This is a genomic window from Dermatophilaceae bacterium Sec6.4, assembly GCA_039636865.1.
GTDB lineage: Bacteria > Actinomycetota > Actinomycetes > Actinomycetales > Dermatophilaceae > Allobranchiibius.
In genome coordinates, this window is record CP144172.1 from 887,003 (window position 1) to 909,239 (window position 22,237).

At 65.6% G+C, this 22,237-nt stretch carries 24 protein-coding genes; 12 read left to right on the forward strand and 12 right to left on the reverse strand.

Annotation, left to right across the window (positions count from 1 at the left end; genetic code table 11):
* Positions 1-2: 2 nt before the first annotated feature.
* The 3 genes from V3G39_04355 to V3G39_04365 form a co-directional block, all read right to left on the reverse strand.
* A complete protein-coding gene (locus V3G39_04355) occupies positions 3-686 on the reverse strand; it encodes a VTT domain-containing protein (protein XAS78172.1) in 684 nt (227 codons plus the stop codon).
* Positions 687-771: 85 nt separating this feature from the next.
* Complete coding sequence (locus tag V3G39_04360; GenBank protein XAS77287.1) at positions 772-2,052, reverse strand: GNAT family N-acetyltransferase; 1,281 nt, start codon at positions 2,050-2,052, stop codon at positions 772-774.
* A gap of 125 nt (positions 2,053-2,177) precedes the next feature.
* Positions 2,178-2,744, reverse strand: a complete 567-nt coding sequence (locus V3G39_04365) for a TM2 domain-containing protein (GenBank protein XAS77288.1) — start codon at positions 2,742-2,744, stop codon at positions 2,178-2,180.
* Between the two features lie 101 nt (positions 2,745-2,845).
* Here V3G39_04365 and V3G39_04370 point away from each other — a divergent pair, with 101 nt between their 5' ends.
* The 3 genes from V3G39_04370 to V3G39_04380 all read left to right on the forward strand — a co-directional run bounded on the left by V3G39_04370 (position 2,846) and on the right by V3G39_04380 (position 5,107).
* Positions 2,846-3,520, forward strand: coding sequence for a TrmH family RNA methyltransferase (locus V3G39_04370; protein XAS77289.1), 675 nt, complete (start codon positions 2,846-2,848; stop codon positions 3,518-3,520).
* A 67-nt stretch (positions 3,521-3,587) separates the two neighbouring features.
* Entirely contained in the window at positions 3,588-4,613 is a 1,026-nt protein-coding gene (gene fbaA / locus V3G39_04375; GenBank protein XAS77290.1) for a class II fructose-bisphosphate aldolase, read from the forward strand.
* An 89-nt stretch (positions 4,614-4,702) separates the two neighbouring features.
* Positions 4,703-5,107, forward strand: a complete 405-nt coding sequence (locus tag V3G39_04380; GenBank protein XAS77291.1) for a DUF3151 domain-containing protein — start codon at positions 4,703-4,705, stop codon at positions 5,105-5,107.
* Between the two features lie 86 nt (positions 5,108-5,193).
* Here the strand turns inward: V3G39_04380 and V3G39_04385 are convergent, their stop codons facing one another.
* Entirely contained in the window at positions 5,194-5,622 is a 429-nt protein-coding gene (locus V3G39_04385) for a nuclear transport factor 2 family protein (protein XAS77292.1), read from the reverse strand.
* An 81-nt stretch (positions 5,623-5,703) separates the two neighbouring features.
* Here V3G39_04385 and V3G39_04390 point away from each other — a divergent pair, with 81 nt between their 5' ends.
* Positions 5,704-7,011 carry an adenylosuccinate synthase gene (locus V3G39_04390; protein XAS77293.1) on the forward strand — a complete coding sequence of 436 codons (1,308 nt, stop codon included), beginning with the start codon at positions 5,704-5,706 and terminating at the stop codon, positions 7,009-7,011.
* Positions 7,008-7,265 carry a hypothetical protein gene (locus tag V3G39_04395; protein XAS77294.1) on the forward strand — a complete coding sequence of 86 codons (258 nt, stop codon included), beginning with the start codon at positions 7,008-7,010 and terminating at the stop codon, positions 7,263-7,265. The genes V3G39_04390 and V3G39_04395 overlap by 4 nt, the downstream gene beginning before the upstream one ends.
* Before the next feature lie 113 nt (positions 7,266-7,378).
* On the opposite strand, the gene V3G39_04400 is transcribed toward V3G39_04395, so the two are convergent.
* Positions 7,379-8,395 carry an NAD(P)-dependent oxidoreductase gene (locus tag V3G39_04400; protein ID XAS77295.1) on the reverse strand — a complete coding sequence of 339 codons (1,017 nt, stop codon included), beginning with the start codon at positions 8,393-8,395 and terminating at the stop codon, positions 7,379-7,381.
* On the opposite strand from V3G39_04400, the gene lysS reads away from it, so the two are divergent.
* The gene (lysS, locus tag V3G39_04405) at positions 8,319-10,061 is read left to right on the forward strand and encodes a lysine--tRNA ligase (protein XAS77296.1); all 1,743 of its coding nucleotides are present in this window, start codon (positions 8,319-8,321) and stop codon (positions 10,059-10,061) included. The two genes, V3G39_04400 and lysS, sit on opposite strands and share 77 nt — an antisense overlap.
* On the opposite strand, the gene V3G39_04410 is transcribed toward lysS, so the two are convergent.
* The 5 genes from V3G39_04410 to V3G39_04430 all read right to left on the reverse strand — a co-directional run bounded on the left by V3G39_04410 (position 10,047) and on the right by V3G39_04430 (position 15,010).
* The gene (locus V3G39_04410; protein XAS77297.1) at positions 10,047-10,331 is read right to left on the reverse strand and encodes a hypothetical protein; all 285 of its coding nucleotides are present in this window, start codon (positions 10,329-10,331) and stop codon (positions 10,047-10,049) included. The genes lysS and V3G39_04410 overlap by 15 nt on opposite strands.
* Before the next feature lie 59 nt (positions 10,332-10,390).
* Positions 10,391-11,254, reverse strand: coding sequence for a formyltetrahydrofolate deformylase (purU, locus tag V3G39_04415; GenBank protein ID XAS77298.1), 864 nt, complete (start codon positions 11,252-11,254; stop codon positions 10,391-10,393).
* A complete protein-coding gene (locus tag V3G39_04420; GenBank protein XAS77299.1) occupies positions 11,251-11,589 on the reverse strand; it encodes a chorismate mutase in 339 nt (112 codons plus the stop codon). The genes purU and V3G39_04420 overlap by 4 nt, the downstream gene beginning before the upstream one ends.
* Complete coding sequence (locus V3G39_04425; GenBank protein XAS77300.1) at positions 11,586-13,778, reverse strand: UvrD-helicase domain-containing protein; 2,193 nt, start codon at positions 13,776-13,778, stop codon at positions 11,586-11,588. The genes V3G39_04420 and V3G39_04425 overlap by 4 nt, the downstream gene beginning before the upstream one ends.
* A gap of 188 nt (positions 13,779-13,966) precedes the next feature.
* On the reverse strand, positions 13,967-15,010 hold the full coding sequence (locus tag V3G39_04430; GenBank protein XAS77301.1) for a LuxR C-terminal-related transcriptional regulator: 1,044 nt from the start codon (positions 15,008-15,010) through the stop codon (positions 13,967-13,969).
* Between the two features lie 325 nt (positions 15,011-15,335).
* On the opposite strand from V3G39_04430, the gene purD reads away from it, so the two are divergent.
* Positions 15,336-16,604 (forward strand): phosphoribosylamine--glycine ligase, encoded by a 1,269-nt coding sequence (gene purD, locus V3G39_04435; protein ID XAS77302.1) that lies wholly within the window; start codon positions 15,336-15,338, stop codon positions 16,602-16,604.
* A 173-nt stretch (positions 16,605-16,777) separates the two neighbouring features.
* Here purD and V3G39_04440 read toward each other — a convergent pair whose 3' ends face one another.
* Complete coding sequence (locus V3G39_04440; GenBank protein ID XAS77303.1) at positions 16,778-16,987, reverse strand: CsbD family protein; 210 nt, start codon at positions 16,985-16,987, stop codon at positions 16,778-16,780.
* Positions 16,988-17,098: 111 nt separating this feature from the next.
* On the opposite strand from V3G39_04440, the gene V3G39_04445 reads away from it, so the two are divergent.
* From V3G39_04445 to purL, 4 genes are all read left to right on the forward strand, one after another.
* Entirely contained in the window at positions 17,099-18,007 is a 909-nt protein-coding gene (locus tag V3G39_04445; protein XAS77304.1) for a phosphoribosylaminoimidazolesuccinocarboxamide synthase, read from the forward strand.
* Between the two features lie 70 nt (positions 18,008-18,077).
* The gene (gene purS, locus V3G39_04450; protein ID XAS77305.1) at positions 18,078-18,350 is read left to right on the forward strand and encodes a phosphoribosylformylglycinamidine synthase subunit PurS; all 273 of its coding nucleotides are present in this window, start codon (positions 18,078-18,080) and stop codon (positions 18,348-18,350) included.
* Entirely contained in the window at positions 18,347-19,018 is a 672-nt protein-coding gene (gene purQ, locus V3G39_04455; GenBank protein XAS77306.1) for a phosphoribosylformylglycinamidine synthase subunit PurQ, read from the forward strand. Before purS ends, purQ begins: the two co-directional genes overlap by 4 nt.
* A 16-nt stretch (positions 19,019-19,034) precedes the next feature.
* Complete coding sequence (gene purL, locus V3G39_04460) at positions 19,035-21,323, forward strand: phosphoribosylformylglycinamidine synthase subunit PurL (GenBank protein XAS77307.1); 2,289 nt, start codon at positions 19,035-19,037, stop codon at positions 21,321-21,323.
* A 9-nt stretch (positions 21,324-21,332) separates the two neighbouring features.
* On the opposite strand, the gene V3G39_04465 is transcribed toward purL, so the two are convergent.
* Entirely contained in the window at positions 21,333-21,752 is a 420-nt protein-coding gene (locus V3G39_04465; GenBank protein ID XAS77308.1) for a PPOX class F420-dependent oxidoreductase, read from the reverse strand.
* Positions 21,753-21,919: 167 nt separating this feature from the next.
* On the opposite strand from V3G39_04465, the gene V3G39_04470 reads away from it, so the two are divergent.
* The gene (locus V3G39_04470; protein ID XAS77309.1) at positions 21,920-22,210 is read left to right on the forward strand and encodes a putative quinol monooxygenase; all 291 of its coding nucleotides are present in this window, start codon (positions 21,920-21,922) and stop codon (positions 22,208-22,210) included.
* The last annotated feature ends 27 nt before the right edge of the window (positions 22,211-22,237 follow it).

Consider the following 22,237-nt stretch of genomic DNA (forward strand, 5'->3'; position numbering starts at 1 on the left):
TCTTAGTCCTTACCGACGACGTCATGAGCGGCCTCGCCGGCCTCCTGCGCAATGGCCTTGCTGGCTTTGCGGTGCCGCATCCACTCGAACGCGACCGGCAGCAGCGACAGCAGCACGACCGCCATGATCGCGACGTCGATGTTCTTGCCCAACCCTGGGAAGGTCTTTCCCAGGGCGAGTCCGGCAAGCATGACAACGGCTACCCAGAGCACAGCGCCCACGGCGCTCCAGGTGAAGAAGCGTTTGCGATCCATTCGCGAAGCACCGGCGACCAGCGTGATGAAGGTACGCACGATGGGTACGAACCGGCCGATGACCAGCGCTTTGTTGCCGTGATGGTCGAAGAACGCACTGGTCTGGTCGAAGTATTTGCGCTTGACGATCCGCCCGTCGCGCTCGTAGAGCCGCCCACCGGCCAAGCGGCCGATCTCATACCCTGCGACGTTGCCCGCGAACGCCGAGATCATCAACAGCGGCATGGTCTGCCAGATCGGCAGGTCGAAACCACTGGTCGCCGAGGTGGCCGTGAACAGGCCGATGGAGAAGAGCAACGAGTCACCAGGCAGGATCGGGAAGAGCACTCCGCACTCGATGAAGACGATCAACATGCAGATCCAGAAGAACGCGCCGCCGAAGTTGGCGAGCAGGTAATTGGGGTCCATGAACGCTGGGCCGAGGGAGTGCATCACGCCGCCAAGGTTACGGGCTGCGGGCTGTGCCGGGGCTGTGCCGACTGCGCACCCGAGGCGGGTCAGTCAGCCGGCGTGCCACTCAGAAGTGGTCGGGGCAGTGCGGCGCCCGGTCCCATTTGAAGGCTGCGGACGCAGTTCGCACCGCTCCGGGCGAATGCTCGGTAACCCGACCGGCGCGCTGCAGGTCCACGAAGGACGTGCCGCCGAGGTAGCAGGACGCGAGCTCGCACGCCCCCATCGACAGGTCGGGTGCGTCATCGGTGCGGTTGACCTCGGCCCGTCCGTCCGCGATCCGCACCCGGTAGCGCCCTGCCAGGTCGGCCAGGATGGGATCGGACAGCTGCAGGACGACATCGGCGTCTGTGGAGTACGCCCGTGCTGCCAGAGCCGTGTGCACGTCGAGGATGCGCAGGTACAGGCCGTCGACCGGTCGAGTCTGCAGGGCTCGGGGGTCTGCGAGCAGATGCAGCAACGGTTCGTCGACGGCTGCCGACGGACTGCTGAACGACTGGGCCAGATCGACATCGAGCTGGTGGCGCCACAGACCGGCGTACGCCGAGGGGGTAATCGCGAGGACCGGTCCGATCTTCACCTCGCCGTCCGGTCCGGAGGTCGACCAGTGCGGTTTGACCGCAAACGAGCCGACGCCGTCGACCTGACCGCCACCGTCGTAATGCACCACGTAGCGCCGTGCGGCGAACCCTGCTCGATCCTTCTCCGGATCCCAGGTTTCCAGGTCCCACCAGTCGCCCGCTCGATCGAACATGCCGGGTTGCTGGGCACGGACAACTTCCCAGACCGGTTTCGCGGCGGCGAGCCACTGGTCGGCATCGACCTCGACGGTGGACCCGGAGGTGGGAACCTCCGGGACGAATGAGCTACGCGCGGTCTGCCCGCCCAGTTCAGCACTCCAGGCGGCCACCCCGTATCCGAAACGGCCGTAGATGGATGATTCGCTCGCCCACAGGGCCGCCATCGGCGCACCCTGTCCCGCGACGGTCTCCAATTGGTGGCGCATCATCGTCCGTAACAGACCCCGGCGCCGGTATGAGGGTGAGACAGTCACGTCCGAGACGGCTGCACAGCGCAGTTGCCCGTCGCCCGGGATACCCAGCATCCGGTCGGTACTCGACGCGGTGGAGACCCACTCGTCGCCGACCCGCATACCGAAGCAGCCGGCGCGGGGGAAGAGGCGGCGGCCGAGGTCGGCCCAGTCGGGATTGACCGCTTCATGGAACCCGTGTTGAACGTGCTCCTGCCAGGCACCCCAGGTGTCCTGCGCGACGTAGGTCAGTTTGGGATCAGCCAGGTGCGGGGGTTCGGGCAGTGCAGCGGCGCGGGGCGTGGTGGCGGCGGACATGGGACCATCTCAGTGGTTTCGAGCACTGCGCGCCACTTTGCCTGTCCGCCGGCATCCGCACAGGAGTTGTGTGAACGGGTGCGCCCTATTGAGCGCGCCCGTTCACACAACTTCTGTGCGGCAGGTCAGGCGAGAGCCTTGCCGTCGACGTCGGGGAACTTGCGCACCGCAATCAGGATGATGTCGACGATGTGCCAGATTCCGCACCCACCGCAGGTCAGCAGTTTGGCCACGCCGAGTCCGGTCTGCCCGACAAAGAATCGGTCCACCCCGAGGCTGCCCAGGAAGATCGACAGCAGAAGAGTCGTCAACCACTCACGCTGGGAGAACACGCCGGGGATCTGCCGGGCGGCGAGTTGCACGCCGTTGCCCGTCCGCACGATCGTGTCGCCGCGCAGTGTGCCGTCGGTTGCCAGACGCTGGCAGTCTGCCGGGCTCAGCGGCCCGCGCTCAGCTCCATCGATGAACGCGAAATACACCTCGCTGTAGCCACCCTGCTGGCCATAGCCACCCTGCCCGTACCCATCCTGTTGCGGCCCGTCCTGTTGCGGCCCGTGCGCATACCCACCTCGTGGCGGCCCGCCCTGTTCATACCTGCTCCGGTCCTGCCCACCCCGGTCGGGCTCGCCCTGTCCGGAGGGCTTGTTCAGGTCCGGGCCAGATGGCCCGCCGTAGGGATCATCGCTGCTCATCTGCTGTCCTTCGGTACTCGAGGGGATGTCGCCTACGTCCGATGGGCGGGGGCAGCCATGCGTTCCCTGGTTTTGACGGGCAAGCATGGCACGCTTCGGGCGTGAGCGAAGCGGCGGAAATACCCGAAATCGGAGTAGGGCCGTGGGCGGATTCGCCGCCGGTCACCCCAGATGGTGCGCCGGACCCCAGATACGACCCCGATCTGCTGCGGGATGGTGATCGGCGCAATGTCGCGGACCCCTACCGGTACTGGACGATGGCCGCCATCGTGGCCGACCTGGACAACCGGCGTCATGACTTCCATATAGCCATCGAGAACTGGGGCCACGACTTCAACATCGGGTCCGTGGTGCGCACTGCCAATGCGTTCAACGCGAGCGCCTTCCACATCGTGGGCAAACGGCGCTGGAACAGGCGCGGAGCCATGGTCACCGATCGCTACCAGCACGAATTCCACCACGTTGATGCACCCGAGCTTGCTCGCTGGGCGCGTGAGGACGCGGGCGGCATCCCGTTGATCGGGATCGACAATCTGCCCGGGTCGGTGCCTTTGGAAAGCTATGACCTGCCGCGGGCCTGCGTGCTGGTGTTCGGACAGGAGGGGCCCGGGTTGAGTGCGCCGATGCGCAGCCATTGCGAGGCGGTTCTGCACATCGAACAGTTCGGGTCGACCCGCTCGATCAACGCCGGCGCAGCAGCCGCGATCGCGATGCACGCCTGGGTCCGACGGCACGTCTTCGACCAGCACCCCCGACTCGTGACCGTGCAAGACTGACGAAGAACCGGCAGGTAGCGACATCGCCGGAAATTCAACGTCGCCATTCGACACTGGGAGTGATCAGATGCCTATCGCAACGCCCGAGATCTACGCCGACATGCTGGACCGTGCCAAGAAGGGCGGATTCGCCTACCCGGCGATCAATATCTCCAGCAGTCAGACCTTCAATGCCGCCATCAAGGGATTTGCCGACGCCGGCAGCGACGGCATCATCCAGGTCTCGACCGGCGGGTCGGAGTACTTTTCCGGCCAGGGCGTGAAGGAGATGGTGACCGGCTCATTGGCGATGTCGGCGTTCGCGCACGAGATCGCCAAGAAGTACGACATCAACATCGCGCTGCACACCGATCACTGCCCGAAGGACAAGTTGGACGGCCTGGTCCGCCCGCTGCTCGAGGCCTCGATCCAGCGGGTGAAGGAGGGCGGTCTGCCTTATTTCCAATCGCACATGTGGGACGGATCGGCCATCCCGTTGGATGAGAACCTGCAGATCGCCGAAGAACTGCTCGAGAAGTGCAAAGCCGCCCGCATCATCCTGGAGATCGAGGTGGGTGTCGTCGGGGGTGAAGAGGACGGCGTCGAGGGCGGCGGCGGCGAGCAGCTCTACTCCACGACCGAGGACGCGATCGCGACGGCTAAGGCGCTCGGCCTCGGCGATGACGGCTACTACATGACCGCGCTGACCTTCGGGAACGTGCACGGCGTCTACAAGCCGGGCAACGTGAAGTTGCGCCCGAAGGTGCTGCGCGACGCGCAGGCTGCGGTCCACAAGGAGTTCAAGACGACCGATGACAAGCCGTTCCACCTGGTCTTCCACGGCGGCTCCGGTTCGGCCAAGGAAGACATCGAGGAGGCCGTGTCGTACGGCGTCGTGAAGATGAATGTCGACACTGACACCCAGTACGCCTTCACCCGCCCGGTCGCGGGCTGGATGATCGGCAACTACGACGGTGTCCTGAAGATCGACGACGAGGTCGGCGACAAGAAGAAGTACGACCCACGAGCTTGGGGCAAAGCCGGTGAGGCCGGTATGAGCGCGCGGGTCATCGAGGCCTGCGAGAGTCTGGGCTCCGCGGGCAAGCACGTCTGACCGCTGTCGGTAGCAGCTGCGCGCTCGACGGGGCGCGCGGCTGCTACCGACGTTTCGGCGCGGCGCGTCTGGTGAGTGAAGATAGGCAGGTGACTGACAACCTGCTCGGTATCCCCGAGACCCGTTTGCCGCTCGACCCGGCCGCTGCTCTGCTTGACAGCGGAGCCGACCCCACCGAGGTCGCGCGCGCCCACCCCACGTCGTCCCTGGCGTGGGCCGAGCTCGCCGAGCGCGCCCTCGATGCGGGTGAGACGGTGCAGGCTTACGCCTATGCGCGCACCGGCTACCACCGCGCGTTGGACGCGCTGCGTAAGTCCGGTTGGCGCGGGCAGGGTCCGGTTCCGTGGGAGCACGTACCGAACCGCGGCTTCCTACGCGCACTGGCTGCCCTCGCGCGGGCTGCGGGGATCATCGGCGAGGTCGACGAGCAACGCCGTTGCGCCGACTTCCTACGCGACTCCAGCGCATCCGGTGCTCGCGAGTTGGGCCTGTAGCGGCTAGACCCTCAGCACAGTCGGTAGCACGGCGCGCTCTATACAGCGCGCCTGTGCTGCCGAGGTTACTTAGCTACAAAGGTGGCTCAGACGAGGCCGCGGGCCACCAGGCCTTCGTACACTGCGGCGCCCAGCGCGTCTGCGGCGGAACGGGGCCGGATCATCACGGTGAATGTCTCGATCGTGCCGTCATCGCCCAGCTCGATCAGATCGATCCCGTGGATCTGGGTCTTGCCGATGCGCGCCCGGAACTCCAGTGTGCCGGCGTGGGCCACGTCTCCGGTTCGAGATGTACTCGTGCCGCGCTGGTCACCGACGTAGCGAAAGTCCTCGAAGATCGAGCCGACAACGCTCAAAAGCCCGGCCACCATCTCGCGTCCGGTGAAGGGGTGGAACTTCACCGGACTGTTGAACTGCACGTCCGGGGCCAACAGAGCCGCGATGCCGGAGTGTTGCCCGGCTTCGACGAAACGCCGGAACTCGTCGATGGCCGATGGTGAGGGCGTCTGGTCCATGCAGCAACGTTCCCACAAGGTGTGTCGTAGTCCTCCGTTACGCTCAGCTCGCGCCATTACCGACTACGGACAGGGAAATCGATGCCAGCGATCGTGCTCGTCGGCGCCCAATGGGGCGACGAAGGCAAGGGCAAGGCCACCGACCTGCTGGGTAGTCGGATCGACTACGTGGTGAAGTTCAACGGCGGTAACAATGCCGGGCACACCGTCGTGATCGAGCAGCCGGACGGCAGCCGCGAGAAATATGCGCTGCATCTGTTGCCTAGCGGAATCCTGACCCCGGGCGTCGTGCCGGTCATCGGCAACGGGGTCGTTATCGACCTGGGAGTGCTCTTCGAGGAGATCGACGGGCTCAATGCGCGCGGCATCGACACCTCGCGGCTGCGGGTCAGCAGCAACGCGCATGTGATAGCCGACTACAACCGCACGTTGGACAAGGTGACCGAGCGGTTCCTTGGTTCGCGCAAGATCGGTACGACGGGCCGGGGCATCGGCCCGACCTATGCCGACAAGATGAACCGGGTCGGTATCCGCATCCAGGATCTCTTCGACGAGTCGATCCTGCGGCAGAAGGTCGCTGCCGCACTGGACGTCAAGAATGAGCTGCTGGTCAAGCGGTACAACCGTCGGGCGATCGAGGTCGAGGACGTCGTCGCCGACCTGACCCAATACGTCGAGCGGCTGCGCCCGATGGTCACCGACACCTCTTTGGAGCTTTCGAAGGCCCTGGACCGCGGTGACATCGTGCTCTGCGAAGCCGGGCAGGCGACCCTGCTGGACGTGGACCACGGCACCTATCCATACGTCACCTCCTCCAGTGCGATCTCGGCCGGCGCGTGCACCGGCGCGGGTATCCCGCCGACTCGCATCGACTCGGTCATCGCGGTCCTGAAGGCCTACACCACCCGCGTCGGTGAAGGCCCGTTCCCGACCGAGCTGCACGACGACGATGGCGAATTCCTGCGCACGACAGGCGCCGAATTCGGTACCACCACCGGACGCCCGCGTCGCTGCGGATGGATGGATACCGTGATCGGCCGCTATGCGACCCGGGTGAACGGGGTGACCGACTTCGTACTCACCAAGCTGGACGTGTTGACCGGTATGGAGCGCGTGCCGGTGTGCGTGGCGTACGACGTCGATGGTGTACGTCACGATGAGATGCCGGTCTCGCAGTCGGACTTCCACCACGCCACCCCGATCTACGAAGACCTGCCCGGTTGGTCCCAGGACATCTCCGATACCCGCCGATACGAAGACCTGCCCGAGCGTTGCCGGGAGTACGTCGAATTCGTGGAGCAGCAGATCGGCGCCCGGATCAGTGTGATCGGGGTGGGTCCCGGCCGGGACGAGGTCATCGTCCGGCATGATCTGCTGGAAGCACGGTGATCACCCGCACCATCAGCGGCAAAACGCCGCCGACGCAGTTTCTTTTCACCCTATGGGCCCTGACCGCCTTTTTCCTCTTGCTCACCGTATTTGCGGTGGTTGCCGGGTGGCGACTGCGCAAGTCGTCGCAGCGGCAGGTCGACCCGGACAGAAAGGGCGGTCAGGCCACCCAGTCCGGGTGCCTGATCGCCGGCGGTGTGCCGTCATTACTCATCGGGGTCTTCTTGCTTGTCTGGGCGATCCAGGTCACCTGACCCCACTGCACCACCCCCAATTCACGCGTTTTTGGACATGCTCAACGAGTCAGATATGCCTCATTCAGCATGTCCAAAACGCGAGATGGGCTACCGATAAGTCGGACCAAAGCTCATCCGGCTGTCGGTCCGAAGGACAACCGAACGGCCGCCATGTCGTCGCCACCGTGCCCGGCGTCGGAGGCAACGGCGAAGAGCTGTTGCACCGCGTCGACCAGGTCGGTGCGCAGCCCGGCGCCCGCGATGGCATCGCGGATCAGACCGGTGTCCTTGCCGACACCATCGACCGTGAATGACGGCTCGTAGGAACCGGACATCATGGCGCGACCCTTCATCTGGGCGTAGGCCGAATCGGTCGGCCCTCCTTCGATCGCAGCGAGGAAGAGCGCGGGGTCGACTCCGAGGCCCTCGGCAAGAGCTACGGATTGCGCGGTGGCCGCCGTGATGGCGCCGATCCAGGCATTGCACGCCAGCTTCAACGCACTTGCGGCCCCGATCTCAGCACCGGCGGACACAGTGCGCGAGGTCATCGCGGCCAGGGCGGGTGCTGCAGCGTCGAGCAGCATCTGCGGGCCCGACAGTAGAGCGACGAGCTTGCCCTGCTCGGCCGGTGCCTTGGTGCCCAGCATCGGGGCATCCACGAGCTGGGTGCTCTTGCTGTGTGAGGTGATCCGGGACATCCCGGCTGGGCCCACGGTCGAGCACTGCAGCCATACAGCGTCCTGGCCGAGCGCGGCCACCAGCTCATCGGTGACGGCCAACACGGCGTCGGTATCGAAGAGGATCGTCACGACCACATCGGCGCCATCGACCGCTTCGGTCACGGTGTCGGCGACGGTGATGCCGTCGTCGGCGAGTGGTTCCGCCCTGGCACGGGTGCGGTTCCAGACCACCGTGTCGTGTCCGCCTCGCTGCAGAGATCGGGCCATCCCTGCGCCCATCGTCCCCGTGCCGAGCAGTGCTACCCGTTGTGTCGTCGCTTCAGTCATACCGAGGTCAACCACATTCGGCCTCCAGTCCTTCCTGACGACGAGTGGCCTAAACTCGGGCCTCGTGACTGCGCCTCTGGATGACTGGGTTTCCCGCCTCGCCGATGAAGTTGTCGAGGAGGCGAAACGACGGGGTACCAAGGTCGTCTGCGCCTCGGGGATCTCCCCATCCGGGCCGGTCCACCTCGGCAACCTGCGTGAGGTGATGACGCCGCATCTGGTGGCGGATGAGGTCAAGCGCCGCGGAGTCGAGTGCGAGCACATCATCAGCTGGGATGACTACGACCGCTTTCGCAAAGTACCGGACTACCCCGGTGTCGACCAGTCATGGAGCGAGCACATCGGCAAACCGCTGACGTCGGTCCCGCCGCCCACCGGATCGTCGTACGGCTCGTGGGCCGAGCATTTCCGGGTCCAGTGTGAGCAGGGCCTGGCCGAACTGGGCATCGAGTTCCGCGGGATCAGCCAGACGGAGCAGTACACCTCCGGTGCCTACACCGAGCAGGTGCTCTTTGCGATGAGCCAGCGCCACCAGATCGACAAGGTGCTCGATCAGTACCGCACTCTGCCGGCCCAAAAAGATGAGAAGCGCTCGCAGCAGAAGGTTTCCGAGGATGACGCGGTGGCTGCTGCACAGGCCGAAGCCGGATCGGGCGCGGCCTCCGAAGACGACGGCGGCAGTGGCGGCAGCTATTTCCCCTATCGTCCCTACAGCCCGACGACCGGCACTGACGAGACGACCGTCACCGCGTACGACGATGAGACGGGGTTGTTGACCTATCTCAGCGATGGCACCGGGCACACCGCCGATCTGCATGCCGACCACCAGGGCAAATTGGTGTGGAAGGTCGACTGGCCGATGCGCTGGGCCTACGAGAAAGTGGTCTTCGAGCCCTCCGGCGTTGACCACCAGTCGCCCGGTTCCTCCTACGTCGTCGGCAAGGACCTCGCACCGATCTTCGGGTGGGAGCGCCCGATCGGCCCGATGTACGCCTTCGTCGGAATGAAGGGGATGGCCAAGATGTCCTCCTCTCGTGGCGGAGTACCCACGGCGAGCGATGCGATGCAGATCATGGAGCCCGCGTTGTTGCGCTGGTTGTATGCCCGCCGCAAGCCGAATCAGTCCTTCAGCGTCGCCTTCGATTCCGATGTGCAGCGGATGTATGACGAGTGGGACGCGCTGTGTCGCAAGATCGCAGCGGGTGAGGGTAAGCCCGGTGATGTCGCTGCCTGGACCCGGGCGACCTCGACGGCGGACGGCCCCTTGGTGAGCACTCCGGAGCCGGTCGCCTACCGGACTCTCGCCTCGATCGTCGACATCACCACGGGGGACCCGGAGCAGACACTTCGGATCGTGCAGCAGCTCGACCCGTCGCGTCCGTTGGACGACCTGGATCAGCTGCGACCGCGACTGGACTGCGTCGAGCGTTGGGTTGCCACCCAGATGCCCGAGCAGGATCGCACCGTCGTGCGCGACGAGCCCGACTCGGCGGGGCTGACCGCGTTGAGTGAGCAGGAGCGTGCAGGGCTGCGGATGCTGTTGGACGGCAACGGGGTCGACCTGCCACGTTTGGAGGACGGCTGGTCGCTGAACTCACTCACCCATCAGGTCTATGGGGTGCCCAAGGTGCAGCGGGGACTTGCGCCGGATCAGATCGTGAAGGGCGACAAGGAGCTGGGTGCCGCGCAGCGGGCGTTCTTCACCCTGCTCTACAACCTGTTGATCGGCAAGGACACCGGACCCCGGTTACCCACCTTGTTGCTGGCCATCGGCCCCGACCGCGTACGGGGACTACTGACCGTCTGACCACCCCTCCGGTTCACCCGGCGTAGGTCCCGAAACTCCAGGAGTTGCCTTCGGGATCGCGGATGGTGAAACCGCGCGAGCCGTAGTCGGGTCCGAGCGCTCCGACACCATGACGCGGCCACCTTCGGGCCACAGCATCTCGCTGTGCCGAACACCGCCGGCATCGTCGAACACGAGCGTGCCCTCCTGGAAACCCAAGGCCACGAGCCAGGCGCGTGCTGCCAACGGGTCGTCGTATGTGGTGTTCGGCCAGATGTTGTGATCACTCATCAATCGATCATGGCGCCATCTCGGCCAGGCAGCGCAGGGTGGGGGGAAACCTGGCGGGCTCAGGTGAAGACGACCGTGCGAGCGCCGTTGCGCAATACCCGGTTCTCGGCGTGCCAGCGCACTGCGCGAGCCAAGGCCACGTTCTCCATATCGCGACCGAGCGCGACGACATCGTCGGCGCTCATCGAGTGGTCGATGCGGGCGATCTCCTGCTCGATGATCGGCCCTTCGTCCAGAGCTGCAGTGACGTAGTGCGCGGTCGCTCCGACGAATTTCACGCCGCGGTCGTATGCCTGGTGGTAGGGCCGGGCGCCCTTGAAACTGGGCAGCATCGAGTGGTGGATGTTGATGATCCGCCCGTCATAGTCGGTACAAAGACCGTCCGAGAGCACCTGCATGTAGCGGGCGAGGACAACCAGATCGATATCGCGGTCCGCGAGGATCGCGCGCAGCTGTAGTTCGGCGACGTCCTTGCTGGCGGTGGAGACCGGAATGTGTACGAACGGCACATCGTAGTTGCCGGCCAACCGCTCGAATTCCGTGTGGTTGGACACGACGGCGGCGATATCGATCGGCAGGGCGCCGATACTGCACCGGAAGAGGAGGTCGTTCAGGCAGTGCCCGAAGCGACTGACCATCAGCACGGTGCGGATGCGTCGGCGGCTGTCCGACAGTCGCCAGGTCATCGCAAACGGCTCGGCGACGGGCGCGAATCCGTCGTCCAGCGTGGCCGGGTCGAGGGTGTCGGGCGCGGTGAATGCCACCCGCATGAAGAAGGTTCCCGGATCGGGATCGCCGAACTGTTGACTGTCGGTGATATTGCAGCCCAGTGAGGCCAGGTGGGCAGCCACGGCTGCGACGATGCCCGGCACGTCCGCGCAGGACAGCGTGAGAACGTACCCGCCGCGGACGAGTGACGTCATTCCTCGCGCAATCGCTCGTGGTGGTGAATGACCTCGTCGATCACGAAGCGCAGGAACTTCTCGCTGAACTCCGGATCCAGGTGCGAAGCGACCGCCAAGCCGCGCAACCTGGCTACCTGGCGATCTTCGCGTGCAGGGTCAGCGGGTGGCAGATCGTGCTGCGCCTTGTAGACGCCAACGGCCTGGGTGATCTTGAAACGCTCCGCGAGGAGGTGGATCAGGGCTGCGTCGATGTTGTCGATCGACTCCCGGTAGGACGTCAGCACGCTGTCCTTGGCGACGTCACCCACTTCGGTGGACGCGTGGAGCTCGGTGGCTGAGCTGTCGTCACTCATGAGGGCTCCGTTTCGCTCAGACCGATGACGGTCATCCGGTGTGCTGCCCGGGTCAGGGCGACGTAGAGCACACGAACGCCGCCAGGAGATTCGGCGGTGATCTCATCGGGGTCGACCACGACTGTGGCGTCGTACTCCAGGCCCTTGGTGGACATGGGGTCCACGAGGACGATGCGCGGATGAGGCCGCAGCGCGGCGGTCACCCGTGCGCGATGGCGCTCCGGTGCGATGACTGCAACCAGACCGTCGACCTCATCGAGCAGGCCCATCGCCGCGTCATGTGCCGCGACACCGATGTCGGCGGCCGCAACATGCAGGACCTGCGGATCGATGCCCGTCTCACGCACTGCTTCAGGAATGTCGGCGTCCGGCACCTGGGCACGTACGACGGCTGCGGCGTAGTCGAAGATCTCGCGGGCGTTGCGATAGTTGGTGCCCATGTGGAATCGCTGACGGGGAGCCTGCCCGAACGCCTCGTCGCGGGCCCGCGCGGCTTCCTCCTGCACCGGCCAGGAGCTCTGCGCGGCGTCACCGACGACCGTCCAGGACGCGCGGTGACCACGCCGCCCGATCATTCGCCACTGCATCGGTGAGAGGTCCTGCGCCTCGTCGATCAGGATGTGCGCGTATTCCTCGACTTCCCCGAGGTGACCTCCCAAAAGGCGCTGTGCCGGGTCGGGGATCGATCGCTGCGAGCGGTTGTCCGACGCGACACCTCGACCTCCCGAGCCGACCTCGGTGACGCCGTATCGCTGCACGTCCTCCAGCTCCTCGATCTCGTAGAAGCCGCGTTCTTCCTTCGGGGCCTCGGGGATCGGACCCAATCGGGCGGCGATGTCGTCGATCAGGGCGACGTCGGCTACCGACCACGTGCCATCCGATGCGGCGTAAGCCATCGATGCAGCCAGCGCAGCGTGGTCGGCCTCTGACAGCACGCCCTCGGTGTAGGCGACGAGCCGCTCGGGGATCGCCAACCAGCTCAACACCGCTCGGGCGTCCAGCGGCGCCCACCATTGCGCCAGGAAGGACTCGACCACGCGGTGTTCGTGGAACTCCACGACGAACTCGGCTTTCTCCCCGCTACGGACCTGGGCCCAGGCGGCATCGGTCAGCGCGTCGAGCGCAACTTTTCGCGCGGTGTTGTGGTGATGACCGCGTAGCACCTTGCGACGCAACCGGGTCAATTCGGCAGCCTGGATGCGCACGGGAGAACCCGCAACCATCGTCCGCAACTCCATCGGCGCGTCCGGTGGGAGGTCGCGGGCCGCCCGTGCCAGCACCTGCCGGATATTCAGTGAGCCCTTGACGCGGGCGGCGGACGGCGTGTCCAACCGGTGCGCCGTGATACCCGCGACAACATCGCCGAGCGAGCGCAACGAGACGCTGTCCTCGCCGAGCGAGGGCAGCACGCGTTCGATGTACGCGGTGTAGGAGCTGGACGGTCCGACCACGAGGATGCCGCCGTTTTCGAACTTGCGCCGGTTGGAGTACAGCAGGTACGCCGCCCGGTGCAACGCCACCACCGTCTTGCCGGTGCCAGGACCTCCGGTGATCTCGGTGACCCCGCGACTGCTGGCCCGGATCGCCTCGTCCTGATGCTGCTGGATCGTCGCAACGATGTCCCGCATCCGGCCGCCGCGCGACCTGCTCAGCGCTGCCATCAGCGCGCCGTCTCCGACCACGACCATCCCGTCGGGAGCCTGCGCGACCATGAGGTCGTCCTCGATCCCGATCACCTGGGCGTCTCGACACCGCAGCACACGGCGTCGCACCACCCCCAGCGGATCGCCCGGAGTGGCGCGATAGAACGGCGCCGCGGCGGGCGCCCTCCAGTCGATGACCAGCGGCTCGTACTCGTCGTCGCGCACCCCGAGGCGGCCGATGTAACGCACGTCCTCGGCGAGGTCGAGACGGCCGAAAACCAGCCCCTCGTACTGGGTTTCCAGGGCTTGTCGACGTCGTCCGGCGTTGAATACCAACGCGTCGCGCTGGAAGAGGTTGGTGATCTCGTCGTCGCGGATCGCCCCGCCTCGATCGCTGAACCCGCGGTGCAGCCCTTCAGCCTCCACGAGGCGCGCGCGCTCACCCGCTTTGATCAACTCGGCATACACCCGGTCGACGTAGGCCTGCTCATGCGCGATCTGCTCGGCGACATGCGGCGGGATCGGTGGTGCCGGGCGTTTGGTCACGCTGCGTTTGCTCCCCTTGGAGGCCGGTGGCGATGCTGCACGCTCACGGTGCAGAGCCGGTGGTGATGACGGTGTGGGCAAGGACAGATAACTGTAGTCATGCACTGTTCGCCGTGGTTACCTGTATCGGTCGGCGGCCGCGCCTGGTCCGGAGGCGCCGAGGTGAGGTCGGTCAGGTTCAGGCATGGTCAGAGCAGATTGTTGCGCGCTGCCAGTACGCCCGCCTGAAATCGGGTCGTGGCGTTGAGCCGGTCCATGATCGCTCGCACCCGGCGTTCCACGGTGCGTTGGGAGATCTTCAGATGGCGGGCGATGGCGGCATCGGAGGCGCCGGCAGCCATCATCCGAAGAATGTTCCGGGCCTGTGTTTCGCCGTCGGTGCGGTCGGTAGCGGCAGCTCCCGGGTGCCAGTCGATCCCGATATGCCAGGCCCATCGACACACTTCGCGGATGGCGAGCGAGAGGGCCCTGTCGGCGATCATCAGGCCGTGTGGGGCGCCGTTCTCGTCCTTGAGGTGCACCAGAGACATTCCGGTGTCATTGACCATGCAGGTCATTCGCAGACCAGGAGTGACCCGTTGCTCCTCGCCGGCATCTGCCCGCCATTGCATCAACTCCGGAAACCCGGGGTCATTCAGGAGCACGCTGGAGTAGTTGGCCTGGACTTCGATCGGGTCGCCCGAGCTGTTGACCAGGACGCGCTCGTGGATATCCCGCGTAGCGGCCAGCAGCTCCCGGGAGACCGGCGAATCGGCGTAGGCGGTCATGACCTGCGTCTGAGCCGTTCCGAGGACCCGCACGATTGCCTCGCGGACGTCTGCGAGCGTCGTCATGATGCGAATGCCTTCGAACGACTCGAGGCCGCGAGAGCTTTCCGTGTGCTGCTGGAATACCTGGGTCATTGCCGCAACCGTCGATCGCACCGCGCGGGCCCGGTCCTCCAATCGGGTCGCAAAGGCGGGCAGGGCGATATCGGGAGGTAGCACTCGCCAGCTGGAGGCATCCAGGCGCCGGATCATCCCCCGGGCTTCGAGTACGGGAATGGACTCGCTGATGTCTGCCTCGTTGAACCCGGTCGTGAGCAGGTCATCGCGGCGCAGGACGGGGTGGGCCAGCGCGGCCAGATAGATTTCGCTGAGGTCGTTGTCGCCAGGGATGGCGGCCGCTGCGCCGGGCCTGCTGGGGCCCTCGAAATCGAAGGCGTTGTCGTCGGCGGTGTTGGGGGCTGGCATCGATGGGGTCCCTCAGGGGTGGTTTCCAGGCCGTCGACAGGAGTCGCGACACCGGCGAATTGGCGGACTTACGACAATGACGATATTCGACACGAGTCGACTTGAATACGCACCTGAATGGTCGCATAGTTGGCGTTGCAACCTTCGGGTTGTGAGAGCACCGGAAGTGTCGCCGACCCCCCTTGGCAGACCACCGGTCCTCTCGGTGGGATCCTCCCGAAAGACCTCCCCCCTGACTTTCGGGAGGTTCCCACCACCACCCCGCCATCTTGCGACTGGTCGCACTGGCGCGCTCCCCCTGCACCGCGGCCTAAACTTGGCGACCGTGAAGGTCCTCATTATCGGCTCAGGTGCGCGCGAACACGCGCTCGCGCTCAGCCTCGCCCGAGACCCCGAAGTCACTCAACTGCTGGCGGCACCGGGCAACCCCGGCATGGCGGCCATCGCTCGGTGTTGCGCTCTGAAGGACAGCCGCGATGCCGTAGAGGTGACCGATCTCGCACAGGCCAACGGTGTCGACCTCGTGGTGATCGGCCCGGAGATCCCCCTGGTGGCGGGGGTTGCCGACGCGCTGCGCGATGCCGGGATCGCGGTGTTCGGACCGTCGAAGGCCGCCGCGAAACTGGAAGGTAGCAAGGCGTTCGCCAAGGAGATCATGGCTGCGGCCGATGTGCCGACGGCCCGGTGTCACGTCTGTCGGAACGAGGCGCAGGTTCGCGACGCGCTGGATGCGATCGGCGCGCCGTACGTCGTGAAGGACGATGGGTTGGCCGCCGGTAAAGGCGTCGTGGTGACCGGTGATCTGCATCAGGCCGTTGAGCACGCGATCGCCTGTCTGGCCGGGGGCAGTGACGTCGTGATCGAGGAGTTCCTTGCCGGTCCCGAGGTCTCCTTGTTCTGCGTCACCGACGGCGACGTGGTGCGGCCGCTTGCGCCGGCGCAGGACTTCAAGAGGGCACTCGACGGTGATCACGGCCGTAATACCGGTGGAATGGGGGCTTATTCGCCCCTGGAATGGATCCCGGACGGTCTCGTGCAGGACGTCGTGGCTCGAGTCGCTCAGCCCACAGTCGATGAGATGCGTCGTCGCGGCACGCCGTTCGTGGGCGTGCTGTATGTGGGTCTCGCGCTGACTCCTGCAGGACCGCGCGTCATCGAGTTCAATGCCCGGTTCGGCGACCCCGAGACCCAGGTTGTCCTGGCCCGACTACGCAGCCCACTGGGTGCGCTGCTCCATGCAGCAGCCACCGGTGGACTGGCCGATCAGCCTCCTCTGGTGTGGCGAGACGAGGTAGCGGTCGCGGTGGTCATTGCCGCCGAAAATTACCCGGGACCACCGGTCACGGGAGATGCGATCACCGGTATTGAGGACGCCGATGGGGTGACCGTGCTGCACGCGGGCACCGCGCTGCGTGACGGAGAGCTCCTTTCGGCGGGCGGCCGGGTGCTCTCGGTCGTGGGGACGGGTGAGTCGCTCGCCGCGGCGCGGGCCAAGGCCTACGCAGCCGTGGACCAGATCGTGTTGCGGGGCAGCCAGCACCGCACGGACATCGCGCTGTCGGCGGAGCGCGACGAGATTCAGCTAACGCGGTGAGCTGACCGCTCAGCTGCGTGGGCTGACTGCGCGCGTCCCACCCCGTCTGAGTCGCGCATCACCTGCGCCTGTGGTCGCGCTGGCGGTTAGCCAGCTCTGCAGTTATCCACAATGTTCGGTCCGGGCATGAAGAAGCCCCCCACCAAAGCTGGTCGGGGGCTTCGACACATGACTCAGTGGTCGAAGGCGTCCTTCGCGTCGGATGCGGCGCCCTTGAGGTCGCCGTCCTTCACGTTTTCGCCGGCCTGCTTCATGTCGGCGCCGGACTGGTTGCCCTTGCCCTTGGCCACCTGCTCGTCGTCACCGGTGGCCTTGCCGGCGCCTTCCTGCATCTTGCCCTTGGCGTCCTGCGCGAGGTTCGAGATCTTGTCGCCAATACCCATGATGAAATCCTCCGTAGTAGATAGTTGGACTGCCTACAGCAGACCAGAGACATTCAGTTTGTGCAACGACCGGGGGAGCGAACTGGGTTCCCGATCCGCGAGAATGACCCCATGACGATGTCGCTACCCGGATTCGCCCACGTGTACTCCGGCAAGGTGCGCGATCTGTACGCACCGTTGGACAGCGGCGGTCAGCCGCGTGCAGATCAGCTGTTGCTGGTGGCCTCCGATCGCATTTCAGCCTTCGATTTCGTGCTGCGTACGCCGATCCCGGACAAGGGTGCGGTGCTCACCCAGCTCTCGCTGTGGTGGTTCGAACAGTTGGCGGATCTGGTGCCGAATCAGATTGTGTCCACCGACGTGCCGGCGGAGGTCGTCGGGCGGGCTGTCCTCGTGGAGCGATTGGGGATGGTGCCCGTCGAGTGCGTTGCTCGCGCCTACCTCACGGGGGGCGGGCTGCGGGAATACCAGCAGGACGGAACGGTCAGCGGAGAGGAATTGCCGGTCGGACTGGTCGATGGGGACCGGTTGCCGACGCCGATCTTCACCCCGAGTACCAAAGCCCCGGTGGGCGAGCATGACGAGCCGATGACCTACGACGAGGTGGTGTCGCTGGTGGGCGCCGGCCTCGCCGGCCGTCTGCGAGACCTCACCGTGCAGATCTTGTCTCGTGCCAATGAAATCGCGACGCCGCAGGGGATTTTGATCGCGGACACCAAAGTGGAGTTCGGGGTGCGGGCAGATGGTCAGATCGTGTTGGCTGACGAGGTACTCACCCCGGATTCGTCACGGTTCTGGCCGGCGGCGTCCTGGGAACCGGGCCATCCGCAAATGTCCTACGACAAGGAGTTCGTCCGCGAGTGGCTCACCTCTGCGGCCTCTGGTTGGGACCGCGCGTCGGGCCAGGAGCCGCCCGAGCTGCCGCAGGACGTCGTCGATGCCACGCGGGCCAAGTACATCGATGCCTACCAGCAGTTGACCGGACGCACCTTCCATCCAGCGCGCGCCGGTACCATTTAACCCGTTCAGCCAGGCCTGAGCCAGACGCTGTCTCGCGCCACCACCCGCCGCGCCACCAGGAGACTTAACGATGGGATACGTCGTCGTCGACGTCATGCTCAAATCCGAGATCCTCGACCCGCAGGGGCAGGCCGTCGCTGGGGCGTTGCCCAGGCTGGGCTTCGACGGCTTCACCGACGTACGGCAGGGCAAGCGGTTCGTCCTCGCCGTCGATGGCCCGGTGACCGAGACCGTGCTCGCGCAGGCCCGCGAAGCTGCCGACAAGCTGTTGTCCAACCCGGTCATCGAAGACGTGGTGAGCGTGCATGCACTGGCGGCAAACGAGTCGGAGACCGACGCGTGAAGATCGGCGTCGTCACCTTCCCCGGATCGCTGGACGATCACGACGCTCGGCGTGCGGTGCGTTTCGGCGGCGCCGAGCCCGTCGCGCTCTGGCACGCTGACGCCGATCTGCACGGGGTCGACGCCGTCATCCTGCCGGGTGGTTTCTCCTACGGCGACTACCTGCGGGCCGGCGCCATTGCCCGTTTTGCGCCGGTGATGGACAAACTGGTGCCTGCAGCACAGGGTGGACTGCCGGTGCTCGGGATATGCAACGGTTTTCAGGTGCTGTGTGAGTCTCACCTGCTGCCCGGCGCGTTGATCCGCAACGATCACCGTAAATTCGTCTGCACCGACCAGTGGCTGCGTGTCGAGAACGCCGAGACCGCCTGGACCAGTGAGTTCGAGCACGGCCAGAAGATTCTGGTCGCACTCAAGAACGGCGAGGGTAGTTATGTCGCTGACGAAGCCACCCTCGATCAGCTCGAAGGTGAGCGACGCGTCGCGTTCCGATATCTGGGCGGTAACCCCAACGGTTCCTACCGGGGCATCGCCGGTGTTACCAACGATCGCGGCAACGTGGTCGGTCTGATGCCGCACCCCGAGCACTGCGTCGAGCCCGGTTTCGGCCCGAGTAACGATGGTCTCGCCTTCTTCACCTCTGTGCTGCACTCCCTCGTCAACGCGTGAGGAATCTCCGAAGTCTATGAACGACAACATTATTCAGGCACCTTCAACCGAGTCGCTCGACACTGTCGCCCGTGCTGGGCAGGACGCGGACGCGGTACAACCGTGGGCTGCGCTGGGGCTCAAGGAGGATGAGTACGCGCAGATACGCGAGATTCTCCGGCGTCGTCCGACCAGCGCTGAGCTGGCGATGTACTCGGTGATGTGGAGTGAGCATTGCTCCTACAAGTCCTCCAAGGTGCATCTGCGCCGGTTCGGTGACCTACCGCAGGAGACGCCGCTCGGCAAGCAGCTCGCGGGTATCGGTGAGAACGCCGGCGTCGTCGACATCGGGCAGGGCTGGGCTGTCACCTTCAAGATCGAGTCGCACAACCACCCGTCGTACATCGAGCCCCACCAGGGCGCTGCCACCGGTATAGGTGGCATCGTGCGCGACATCATGGCGATGGGCGCACGTCCGATTGCGGTGATGGATCCGCTGCGATTCGGCGCGATCGACCACCCGGACACGCTGCGGGTGTTACCCGGTGTCGTATCGGGGATCGGCGGCTACGGCAACTGTCTGGGTCTGCCCAATATCGGTGGCGAGGTCGTCTTCGATCCCTGCTACCAGGGCAATCCACTGGTCAATGCACTGTGCGTAGGCGCGTTACGGCACGAAGACCTGCATTTGGCGGCAGCCACGGGAGTCGGCAACAAGGTCGTTCTCTTCGGCGCGAAAACCGGCGGTGACGGCATCGGCGGAGTCTCGGTGCTCGCATCGGAGACCTTCGATTCGGCCGGCCCGACGAAGCGGCCCTCGGTGCAGGTCGGCGACCCGTTCGCGGAGAAGGTACTCATCGAGTGCTGCCTGGACCTGTACGCGGCGGGCGTCGTGGACGGCATTCAGGACCTCGGCGGCGCCGGGTTGTCGTGCGCCACCAGCGAGCTCGCCTCTGCCGGTGACGGCGGTATGACGATCGAGCTGGACCGGGTACCGCTGCGCGACGCGACGTTGCGACCTGAAGAAATCCTGATGTCCGAATCTCAGGAGCGGATGATGGCCGTCGTCGAGCCCGCGCGGCTCGATGAGTTCATGGCGATCACCGATCGCTGGGACGTCGAGGCCACTGTGCTCGGCGAAGTCACCGACGGCACCCACCTGATCATCACCTGGCGTGGCGAGGTCATCGTCGATGTGCCGCCGCGTTCGGTCGCGCACGACGGCCCGGTCTACGAGCGTCCGCTCGCCCGACCGGAGTATCTCGACGCATTGCAGGCCGACAGCGCCGCGTCGCTGCTGCGCCCTTCGACGTCGGGTGAACTCCGCGAGCACCTGCTCGCGGTCCTCGGCTCACCGAACATCTGCGACAAGTCGTGGATCACCGACCAGTACGACCGCTACGTGCGCGGCAATACTTCCCTGGCGATGCCGGACGATGCGGGCGTGGTGCGGGTCGATGAGTCCACCGGTCTCGGTGTCGCGCTCTCAACGGACTGCAACGGCCGGTTCGCTCAACTCGACCCGTATGCCGGGGCGCAGCACGCGCTCGCGGAGTCCTACCGCAACGTCGCGACGACTGGCGCGCTGCCTATTGCGGTGTCCGACTGCCTCAACTTCGGCTCGCCGGAAGACCCGGGTGTTATGTGGCAGTTCTCCCAGGCGGTCGACGGGATCATCGATGGTTGTAGGGCTTTCGGGATCCCGGTGACCGGCGGAAACGTGTCGTTCTACAACCAGACCGGCGAAACCGCGATCCACCCGACCCCGGTGCTCGCCGTCCTCGGTGTCATCGACGACGTCGCCCGGCGGACGCCGTCCGCGTGGGCCGCGAGCGGTCTGTATCTCTTCCAGCTCGGCGCGACGCGCGAGGAACTGGACGGGTCGGAATGGTCACTGGTGGCGCACCGGCATCTCGGTGGCGTCCCGCCCGTGGTCGATCTGGACGCCGAGCGGGCGCTGGCATCCGTGCTGATCGACGGTGCACGCGGCGGCGTGTTCGCCTCGGCACACGACCTGTCACAGGGTGGACTCGCGGTCGCGCTGATGGAGAGTGTGTTGCGGCACGGGATTGGCGCACAGATTTCGTTGTCCGACGACGTATTCGTTGATCTCTTCGCCGAGTCGGCTGCTCGGGCAGTGGTTGCGGTAACGCCCGGGCAGGCCGATGCGCTCGCCTCGCTCTGCGAGACGCACGGCGTGGAGATGGCAGCGATCGGGGTGACCTCGGACGAGGTCGACGGCTTGATCATCGAGGGCGTCGACGACCTGTCGCTCGCCGATCTGAGTTCTGCGTACACAGCGACATTGCCGGCCATTTTCGGCTGACCCCGGTGGTCAGGCGGCCCCGTAGACATGCGTGATGTGCAGGGTGAGGGGCTGGCGGCGCTCGCGGATCATCGCTGCGCGGTAGTCCGCCCAATCCGCATGCTCGCCTTGTAACGCGCGGTAGAGCGTGACCAGGGCCTCCACCGATTCGTCGTGCGGATCTGCGCAGACCGGTCCGAGTTCGGCGTCGGCCTCAGCGACGGCGTACCTCCAGCCGCCATCGGCGTTGACAAGCATGCTGGCACGCGGATCGCGCTGCAGGTTATGGGTCTTCGCGCGGTCGGCCGTGACCGAAATGCGGATTACGTCAGGCTCGCGATGGTAGGCATAGACAACGTTTGACAGTTGCGGACGACCGTCTTTCTTGATGGTGGCCAGACCTCCCATCCGGCCAGCGGCAATCAGGTCACGAAGTATGTCGTCGCTCATCCGGACCACATTGCCGTACGTCGTCCTGTCGCGCCAGGGTCGACGGCGCGGTCATTTCGGGCAGTGTGGTGCCGATATGCCCGAATTGGCGGAGCCGGTCATTGCCGGATGTCAGACTTCGGTGAGCTGAGGCCACCCCGGCCTCGCACCCGATGGAAGGTGTCCCCGTGTCCGATCTGGATGTCATCGCTGTGATCGAAGCCAAGCCCGGCAGCGAGGACGCGGTCAAGGCCGCACTGCTGGACCTGGTGACAGCGACACGCGCGGAGGAGGGCTGCATCAGCTACGACCTCAAAGTCGCCGCCGACAAGCCCACCACTTTCATCACTGTCGAAAAATGGCGCTCGCAGGCCGACCTGGAAGAACACATGAAGTCAGCCCATATCGCCAAGGCATTTGAAGTCGCCGGTGAGCAGATGGCTGGAGCGCCGGCGATCTACCCCCTGGCTGACGCCTGAACGAACACCGAGTGCGCCTGGTAGCTG